This is a genomic window from Mesorhizobium sp. M7A.F.Ca.MR.148.00.0.0 (assembly GCF_003997735.1).
GTDB lineage: Bacteria > Pseudomonadota > Alphaproteobacteria > Rhizobiales > Rhizobiaceae > Mesorhizobium.
In genome coordinates this window covers 27,966-35,006 of record NZ_RZTB01000058.1, presented here as the reverse complement: position 1 = coordinate 35,006, position 7,041 = coordinate 27,966, and the positions used below count along the sequence as shown (strand labels likewise).

The 7,041-nt window shown below is 64.7% G+C and carries 8 protein-coding genes, 1 tRNA gene and 1 pseudogene; 3 read left to right on the top strand and 7 right to left on the bottom strand.

Annotated features, from left to right (window positions below):
- The 3 genes and pseudogenes from EOB49_RS38785 to EOB49_RS20550 form a co-directional block, all read left to right on the top strand.
- Positions 1 to 114, top strand: a pseudogene (locus EOB49_RS38785) (MarR family transcriptional regulator); the annotation flags it as partial.
- A 95-nt stretch (positions 115 to 209) separates the two neighbouring features.
- A complete protein-coding gene (locus tag EOB49_RS20555; protein ID WP_127382076.1) occupies positions 210 to 2,363 on the top strand; it encodes an indolepyruvate ferredoxin oxidoreductase subunit alpha in 2,154 nt (717 codons plus the stop codon).
- Positions 2,356 to 3,936, top strand: coding sequence for an indolepyruvate oxidoreductase subunit beta family protein (locus EOB49_RS20550; RefSeq protein ID WP_127382075.1), 1,581 nt, complete (start codon positions 2,356 to 2,358; stop codon positions 3,934 to 3,936). The genes EOB49_RS20555 and EOB49_RS20550 overlap by 8 nt, the downstream gene beginning before the upstream one ends.
- A gap of 120 nt (positions 3,937 to 4,056) precedes the next feature.
- Here EOB49_RS20550 and EOB49_RS20545 read toward each other — a convergent pair whose 3' ends face one another.
- The 7 genes from EOB49_RS20545 to EOB49_RS20515 all read right to left on the bottom strand — a co-directional run bounded on the left by EOB49_RS20545 (position 4,057) and on the right by EOB49_RS20515 (position 7,030).
- A complete protein-coding gene (locus tag EOB49_RS20545; RefSeq protein WP_127382074.1) occupies positions 4,057 to 4,344 on the bottom strand; it encodes a hypothetical protein in 288 nt (95 codons plus the stop codon).
- A 112-nt stretch (positions 4,345 to 4,456) separates the two neighbouring features.
- Complete coding sequence (locus EOB49_RS20540) at positions 4,457 to 4,912, bottom strand: periplasmic heavy metal sensor (protein ID WP_127382073.1); 456 nt, start codon at positions 4,910 to 4,912, stop codon at positions 4,457 to 4,459.
- A complete protein-coding gene (locus EOB49_RS20535) occupies positions 4,909 to 5,361 on the bottom strand; it encodes a hypothetical protein (RefSeq protein ID WP_127382072.1) in 453 nt (150 codons plus the stop codon). The genes EOB49_RS20540 and EOB49_RS20535 overlap by 4 nt, the downstream gene beginning before the upstream one ends.
- Positions 5,362 to 5,450: 89 nt before the next feature.
- Positions 5,451 to 5,993, bottom strand: coding sequence for an RNA polymerase sigma factor (locus EOB49_RS20530; RefSeq protein ID WP_127382071.1), 543 nt, complete (start codon positions 5,991 to 5,993; stop codon positions 5,451 to 5,453).
- A 45-nt stretch (positions 5,994 to 6,038) separates the two neighbouring features.
- Positions 6,039 to 6,470, bottom strand: coding sequence for an acid-shock protein (locus EOB49_RS20525; protein WP_127382070.1), 432 nt, complete (start codon positions 6,468 to 6,470; stop codon positions 6,039 to 6,041).
- Between the two features lie 163 nt (positions 6,471 to 6,633).
- Positions 6,634 to 6,822 carry a DUF2158 domain-containing protein gene (locus EOB49_RS20520; RefSeq protein WP_013527958.1) on the bottom strand — a complete coding sequence of 63 codons (189 nt, stop codon included), beginning with the start codon at positions 6,820 to 6,822 and terminating at the stop codon, positions 6,634 to 6,636.
- 132 nt (positions 6,823 to 6,954) lie between these two features.
- Positions 6,955 to 7,030, bottom strand: a tRNA-Thr gene (locus EOB49_RS20515).
- Between the last annotated feature and the right edge of the window lie 11 nt (positions 7,031 to 7,041).

Genomic DNA, 7,041 nt, shown 5'->3' with positions numbered 1-7,041 from the left:
GCCATGCATGACGCGTTCGAGGCGATGTTCGACGATATCGACGACGCTGAATATTCCGCACTCATCGCCACGCTTTTGAAGATGCTGAAGAACATTCGCAAGCACGACATCTAGCATGACCCCGAAAAGTGGATCCCGGTTTTCGGAAGAGGTCAAGCAGATAGACCTACGCGCCGCCAGCGCAGGGCGGTAACGGAAGGATTGAAAAAATGGCCGAACGGTCTTTTGCCAGGGAAGTCGAGAAGCTCCGGCTCGGCGCCGGCGAGGAATTTGCAGGCGAAGGCATTCTCGCCATCACCAAGGCGCTGCTGCAATGCGGCGTCGGCTATGTCGGCGGCTATCAGGGCGCGCCGATCAGTCATCTGATGGACGTGCTGGCCGACGCGCAGGACATTCTGGGCGAACTCGGCGTGCACTTCGAGGCCAGCGCCTCGGAAGCCACCGCCACCGCCATGCTGGCCGCCTCGGTGCATTATCCGATCCGCGGTGCGGCGACCTTCAAGTCGACGGTCGGCACCAATGTCGCCTCCGATGCGCTGGCCAATCTCGCCTCCGGCGGCGTCACCGGCGGCGCGTTGATCATTGTCGGCGAGGACTATGGCGAAGGCTCCTCGATCATGCAGGAGCGCAGCCATGCCTTCGCCATGAAAAGCCAGGTCTGGCTGCTCGACCCGCGCCCCAATCTGCCATCGATCGTCAAGGCGGTGGAGGACGGTTTCGAACTGTCGGAGATTTCCAACACGCCGGTCATGCTGCAGGTGCGCATCCGCTGCTGCCACGTGCATGGCCATTTCATCGCCAAGGACAACAAGCGGCCTGACATGACGGTCGCCGATGCGCTCGACGCGCCGCGCCGCGACACCGGCCGCATCGTGCTGCCGCCCGCCTCCTTCCTGCATGAGAAGGAGAAGGTGCAGAAGCGCTGGCCGGCGGCGGTGGACTTCATCACCAAGAACAAGATCAACGAGTTCTTCGGCTCGGATCATGGTTCGGTCGGCATCGTCATGCAGGGTGGCATGTACAATTCGGTCATCCGCGCGTTGCAGCGGCTCGGCCTTGCCGACATTTATGGCGACACCGATGTGCCGCTCTATGTGCTCAATGCCGTTTATCCCTTGATCGATGACGAGTTCCTGTCGTTCTGCGAGGGCAAGCTGTCGGTGCTGGTCGTCGAGGAAGGCCAGCCCAACTACATCGAACAGGCCTTTGCCTCGATGCTGCACAAGGCGGGTCGCGGCACCAGGCTGGTCGGCAAGGAGCATCTGCCGATGGCCGGCGAATACACCGGCCAGGTCATGCTTGACGGCATCGGCGCCTTCCTGCGCGCCGAGGCGCCGCATCTTTTGCCCGGCGAAGTGCGAGCGCCCAACAAGGTCGGCGACGGCGTCGACGCAGCCGACCTGATCAACGTCGTGCCGGGCCGTCCGCCGGGCTTCTGCATCGGCTGCCCGGAACGGCCGATCTTTGCCGCGACCAAGCTGGTCGAGCAGGAGCTCGGCAAGCACCACATAGCCTCCGACATAGGCTGCCATCTGTTCTCGATCATGCCGCCCTTCGAGCTCGGTGCCACCACCATGGGCTATGGCCTGGGTCCGGCCTCTGCCTCAGCCTTCAATTCGCCCGATGCCAAGCGCCGTTCGATCTCCTTCGTCGGCGATGGCGGCTTCTGGCACAATGGCCTGACCTCCTCGATCGGCAATGCGGTGTTCAACAAGAACGACGGCGTCATCGTCATCGTCGACAATTTTTACTCGGCGGCCACGGGTGGGCAGGACATCCTGTCATCGCGCGCCGGCAACAAGACCAAGTCGACGAAGCATCCGATCACCGAGGCGGTCAAAGGCATGGGCGTCAAATGGCTGCGCCATGTCGACCGCACCTATGACGTGACCAAGATGCAGGACACGCTGCGTGAGGCGCTGACGACGGACGAGAAAGGGCCGAAGGTCATCGTCGCCTCGTCCGAATGCATGCTCAACCGGCAGCGCCGCGAAAAGCCGCTGGTCGACAAGGCGATCAAGGGCGGGACCCGTGTCGTGAAACCGAAATTCGGTGTCGATGAGGATATCTGCACGGGCGACCATGCCTGCATGCGGCTGTCCGGCTGTCCCTCGCTGTCGGTCAAGTCAACAGACGATCCGCTGCGCGACGATCCGGTCGCTCATATCGACCAGAGCTGCGTCGGCTGCGGCAATTGTGGCGAGGTCGCCGATGCGGCGGTGCTCTGCCCATCCTTCTACCGCGCCGACGTCGTGCACAATCCGAGCCGCTGGGATCGCTTCCTGGAAGCCGCGCGCCGGGCCACCATCAGCCTGTTGCAGCGCCGCCGCGAAAGCCGGCGCCTGACCTTCGCCGATGCTTGACGCTGTCCCCCCACTTCGCGCCCGCGCCGGCGCTCAGGATAGCGAGCGTGTCACCAAGCTCGCCGTGCTGGCGGTCGGCGGCCAGGGCGGTGGCGTGCTCGCCGACTGGATCACCGATGTCGCCGAGCGCAACGGCTATGTTGCGCAATCGACCTCGGTCGCCGGTGTCGCCCAGCGTACCGGCGCCACCATCTATTATGTCGAGATGGCCCGCGACACCGGCCGGCTGCCGGTCTTCGCGCTGTCGCCGTCGCAGGGCGACGTCGACATCCTGATCGCCGCCGAATTGATGGAAGCCGGCCGTGCCATCATTCGCGGCTTCGTCACGCCCGACCGCACCACGCTGATTGCCTCGTCGCACCGCATCGCCGCCGTGTCGGAAAAGATCGAACCGGGCGATGGCCGGGCTTCGTCCTCCAAGGTGCATGCGACGGCGGAAGCCGCATCGAAGCGCTTCATCGCTTTCGACATGGAAAAGATCGCAGCCGACAATGGCTCGATGATCTCGGCCAGCCTGCTTGGCGCGCTAGCGGGGTCCGATGCGCTGCCCTTCACCCGCGAGAGCTACGAACAGGCGATCGGTGCCGGCGGCCGGGGCGTCAAGGCCAGCCTTGCTGCCTTCGGCGCTGCGTTTGACCGCGCGCGCGGCACGGCAGCACCGGCGCAGAAGCCGGCTGAGCCCGCGATTGTCGAATCTGCCCTGGGCACAGGACAGGTGAGTGGCCCGCAAAACCTGCTGCAGGGCTGGCAGGCCTTGGCTGCCCGCATCGACCTGTTGCCGGTAGCCGTACGCGACATGGCACTTCGGGGCTTGAGAAAGGTCGTCGACTATCAGGACATCGCCTATGGGCGCGAGTATCTCGACCGGTTGGACAAGGCCGTCGCGCTGGACGGGCCGCTTCAGGGCTATGGCCTGTCGATCGCTGCTGCCAAGCATCTGGCCAACGCGCTATGCTACGACGACATGATCCGTGTCGCCGATCTCAAGACACGTTCGACGCGCGGCAAACGCGTGCGCCGCGAGGTCGGCGTCAAGGACGGCTCGATCCTGCAGGTGACCGAATATTTCCACCCGCGCATCGAGGAGTTCTGCGGCACGCTGCCGGCGGGGCTGGGAAGCTATATCGAAAGCCGCCCGAAGCTCGCCGCCTTTCTCGATCGTCGCATCAATCATGGCCGCCGCATCCGCACCGACAATTTTGCCGGCTTTGCCGCTTTGTGGTTCATCGGCGGCCTGCGCCGCTGGCGCCGCAGTCTGCTGCGCCACAAGGTCGAGGTCGCGCATCTCGATCGCTGGTACGCGCTGGCTCTCGACCATGTGCCCCAGGACTACGCACTGGCCGTCGAGATCCTCAATTGCCGCCGGCTGATCAAGGGCTACAGCGACACCCATGTCCGGGCACAGTCGAAATTCGACCGCGTGCTGTCGGCGCTCGACCTGGTCAAGGGCCGAGCCGACGCCGCCGACTGGATCCGCCGCCTGCGCGAGATGGCGCTGAAGGACGAGAAGGGCGACATGCTCGACGGCGCGCTGAAGACGGTGGCGACGCTGGGGCCGGACCCAATCGGCTGAGATATCTAGCGGGCGTCCACGGATTGGAGCGGCGCTAACCTTAACTCCGGGCTGGCTGACAGGATTGCCCGTGCGCCGGCGCTGACGCGGGGCCAGGTGCCTGGCCCCGCGGTGCTTCGATCAGTTATGGTGCCAGCGGCGCCAGTGATGGTGCGGGTGCCAGCCATAGACCGGAGCGTGCCAGTAATGGTAGTGCGGGCGCACGACGACGACGCCGTTCGGCACGCAACGGCCCCATCGGTTCGGGTGCCAGCCGATGCCGCACCCCCAGCGGACATGCTCGACCAATGCCGGGGCGGCCGGTTGGGTTACAGACATGACGGGCATTGCGTTGGACGCGGTGGCGGTCACGACAGTTCCACTGACCGCCAGGATAGCGGCTGCTGCATAGTTTTTCAGGCGACTCATAATTGGACTCCGAGTGCATTCGAGTTTGAAGATGGCCGCCCGGCACGGTGCGATCGGGCAGGCTTGTCCCTTCTCTTCGTTAAACGGCGTCTCCCGCCTTTTCCGTCGGCCGTCATGGCGATTTTTTCGGCGCAACGGCAGCGCGGCGTTCCATATGGCGCAGCAATGCCTGTGCCAGCACGCTCCGGTTTTCGAGTGATGTGTTCGCCGCGAAGTCGACAATGGCCTGCTCGAGCCGGGTGCGAACCGTCGCGTCGGCGTTGCGTGCCCGCTCCAGGGCAGCCGACACGGCGGCCTCGTCCATGACAGGCTGTTGCAACAGGTCTGCTGCCTCCTGCCTCGCCTGCTGGCCATCCAGAATGATCTGACGGGACTGCACGCGAACCTGGCGCAGCGCCTCGCGGAACGCCTTGCGATCCTGGTCGGGAAGTTGTCGGCCGGCCGATTCCAGCGAGACACCTGTTTTGGCATTTCTCAGCCAGACCGCACCGCCGACGAATGCGCCGGCAAGAAAGACGTTCAGCACCACGGAAGCAATAACCAGACCACGGATCCAGCGCGGGCTCATAGGTTTTCCTCACCGTTCTCGGCATCGGGGCCGGCATCGCCAAACGCCGTCGCATTGGCATCCAGCACATAATGGTCCGGCTGGACCTCCGGCGTGACGATGGTCACCAGGGCCAGCCCTGCCACGGCACCGGCCAGACCAATGCCGGCAAGTCCAAGTCCCAGCCACCAGAACCACTGGCGCCGGCGCTGGACGAGGTGCCGGCCGGCAGCCTGCAGAATGCTGCCGTGCAGTGCCTTGTCCGGGGCGTCGACGCGGTAGCTGTCGAGCAGCGCGTCAAGTGTTCCGGCCTGCCTCAAGATGGCCTTGCCCGCGCCGCTCGCGGCAAAGACCGTGCCGGCCATTCGCTCAGCCGCGGGCCATCGCCGCAAGTCGCCGCCATAGGCCTGGGCCAAGACGGCAAAGCGCCTGGCATCCATTGCGGGTTCGTTCCTGGATCCTTCAGCCATGTGTCGCCCCCTTGCCCGTCGGCGCCGAGCGCCGGGCGGCACCAGCAAGGCGCAATGGCCGTCGTGGTGCGTTGGTGCTTGCCCGGTGCTTACTCATCGGCGCCATCCCCCGCCAGGATCGCCTGCAGCGACCGCCGGCCGCGCGCAAGCAGGCTCTCCAGGGCATCGACGCTGATCTGCAAGGTCGCTGCCGCCTCGATATTGGACATCTCCTGATAGTAGACCAGAACGATGGCTTCGCGCTGGCGCGGCGCTATGGCTTGCAGCGCCCGTTCGACCCGAAGCGCTTCCTCCTGGCGAGGGGCATCGGGAAGTGCCGCGGGGTCGACCATCTCCGGCATGTCGCCGGTCACCCACTCGCGCCTGCGACGCAGCCGGTCGTAGCAAAGGTTGAGCGTCACCCGGTGGATCCAGCTGTCGAAGCGCGCATTGCCGCGCCGCCAGCTCGCGGCATGGCGCCAGATCCGCACGAAGGTTTCCTGCGCGACATCCTCGGCCTCCGCCGCATCGCCGAGCATGCGCACGGCAAGCGCCAGGATACGCGGCAGCTTGCGCGCGACGAGGGTTTGCACGGCTGCCGGCTCGCCGGCGCCAACACGGCGAACCAGCTCCTCGTCCGGATCCGCAGCCATCAGTCGGCGCACTCCCGATATTCATCGCGCGTCATTGCCTCTTGGTCATTGCTCCTGCTTGGGAGCGGTTTTGTGGCCCGGCAGTTCGTCGGCCGTCAAAATGCCGTCGGCATTCTTGTCCAGCCGGGCGAAGCGCCTGGCGAAGAATGCATCGAGTTCGGCGTGATCGATGAAGCCGTCATGGTTGGAATCGATCCGCGCGAAAGATTTGGCGGCGTCGCCCTTGACGTTGCGCTTCGTCTGAAAGGCCTCCCATTCCAGCAGGCTGATCTTGCCGTCGCCATCCGTGTCGGCCGCCATGATCGCCTTTTCGCGCCGCTTCTGGAATTTGGCCAGCGTGATGTCGGACCTGGTCCCCGAAGCGCCTGGCGCGGCAAGTGGCGCGGCGGTCGGCGGTGCAGGCGGCGTCGTTGCCTGGGCGAAAGCCGCAACGGTCTGCAAACTTAAGGCAACGACTGATATCGAACGGCGGATCATGCTGTGCGTCTCCAGGTTGGCGCGACGCAGACGGCTTGTGCCGCCATCGCGCTTCAACCGTTAAACGCCGCGACCCGGAAAATCCGTCGGTCGCACGTGCTGATCCGTTCATCCCCGGACAACAGAGGGTGCCTATCCCGACCTGTTCGAGATGGAAGGAACTCTAGTCCGACTGGTCGGCCGCAATCAGTTGTTCGGGCTTGAACCCGGCATGTTGCGGGGTCCACACCTCGCCCTCGCGATTGAACCAATGGCACAGATACATGCCCGAGGCTGCGCCATCGCTGACCGTCATCCTGGGGCCTCCGGATTTCAGCTTGACGACGTCTCCGGTCTTGAAATTGTTGGGCATTTTTTGACCTCCCGTGCTGAGGCCATGAGTTTCACACCAAACCGGGGTCTCGACAATGGCAGATCTGCCAAGCCGGCGCCGCAATCCTTTGCGCCAGATGCGAAGGGGTAGACGACGAAACGAAGGGAGAAATGGTGCCGCTTGCGTGACTCGAACACGCGACCCCCGCATTACGAATGCGGTGCTCTACCAACTGAGCTAAAGCGGCCCGGGAAGCCT

Coding starts and splice junctions, on each gene's coding strand:
- EOB49_RS20555 (WP_127382076.1), top strand. CDS start 210: ATGGCCGAACGGTCTTTTGCCAGGGAAGTCGAGAAGCTCCGGCTCGGC.
- EOB49_RS20545 (WP_127382074.1), bottom strand. CDS start 4,344: ATGAGTCGCCTGAAAAACTATGCAGCAGCCGCTATCCTGGCGGTCAGT.
- EOB49_RS20530 (WP_127382071.1), bottom strand. CDS start 5,993: ATGGCTGCGGATCCGGACGAGGAGCTGGTTCGCCGTGTTGGCGCCGGC.
- EOB49_RS20535 (WP_127382072.1), bottom strand. CDS start 5,361: ATGGCTGAAGGATCCAGGAACGAACCCGCAATGGATGCCAGGCGCTTT.
- EOB49_RS20550 (WP_127382075.1), top strand. CDS start 2,356: ATGCTTGACGCTGTCCCCCCACTTCGCGCCCGCGCCGGCGCTCAGGAT.
- EOB49_RS20520 (WP_013527958.1), bottom strand. CDS start 6,822: ATGCCCAACAATTTCAAGACCGGAGACGTCGTCAAGCTGAAATCCGGA.
- EOB49_RS20540 (WP_127382073.1), bottom strand. CDS start 4,912: ATGAGCCCGCGCTGGATCCGTGGTCTGGTTATTGCTTCCGTGGTGCTG.
- EOB49_RS20525 (WP_127382070.1), bottom strand. CDS start 6,470: ATGATCCGCCGTTCGATATCAGTCGTTGCCTTAAGTTTGCAGACCGTT.